This window comes from Streptomyces sp. BE20 (assembly GCF_036322525.1).
Taxonomy (GTDB): domain Bacteria; phylum Actinomycetota; class Actinomycetes; order Streptomycetales; family Streptomycetaceae; genus Kitasatospora.
On the sequence record NZ_JAQYWW010000360.1, the window covers coordinates 1 to 792 of the forward strand.

General features: G+C 72.6%; 1 protein-coding gene. It reads left to right on the forward strand.

Going from position 1 to position 792, the window contains the following annotated elements; all coding sequences use genetic code 11:
- On the forward strand, positions 1–792 hold a 792-nt coding region (locus PUR61_RS02600; RefSeq protein WP_329875174.1), incomplete at both ends, for a polyketide synthase.

A 792-nucleotide genomic window follows, 5' to 3' on the forward strand; every position in this document is an offset into this window, starting at 1 on the left:
GAGGCGCTGGCGACGGATCCGCAGCAGCGGTTGCTGCTGGAGACGTCCTGGGAACTGCTGGAGCGGGCGGGCATCGACCCGACGTCGCTGAAGGGGCAGCCGGTCGGCGTGTACGCCGGTCTGATGTACCACGACTACGCGCACCACGTGCTCAACCTCCCGGAGGGGCTGGAGGGTTACTTCGGCATCGGCAACTCGGGTTCGGTGGCGTCGGGCCGCATCTCCTACGCCCTCGGGCTGGAGGGTCCGTCGGTGACGGTGGACACGGCCTGCTCGTCGTCGCTGGTGGCGCTGCACCTGGCGGCGCAGGCGCTGCGTGACGGGGAGTGCACGCTGGCGCTGGCCGGCGGTGTCGCCGTCATGGCCACGCCGGAGGTGTTCGTCGACTTCGCGACGCAGCGCGGCCTGGCCCACGACAGTCGCTGCAAGGCGTACGCCGACGCCGCCGACGGTACGGGCCTCGCCGAAGGCGCCGCGGTCCTCCTGCTGGAGCGGCTGTCGGACGCGAGGCGGCTGGGTCACGAGGTGCTGGCCGTGGTGCGGGGTTCGGCCGTCAACCAGGACGGTGCGTCGAACGGCCTGACGGCGCCGAACGGCCCCTCGCAGGAGCGGGTGATCCGGGCCGCGCTCGCCGACGCCCGGCTGACCGCCGCGGACGTCGACGCGGTGGAGGGTCACGGGACGGGGACGTCGCTGGGTGATCCGATCGAGGCGCAGGCGGTGCTGGCCACGTACGGGCAGGGTCGTCCGGCGGAGCAGCCGGTGTGGCTGGGTTCGTTGAAGTCGAACATC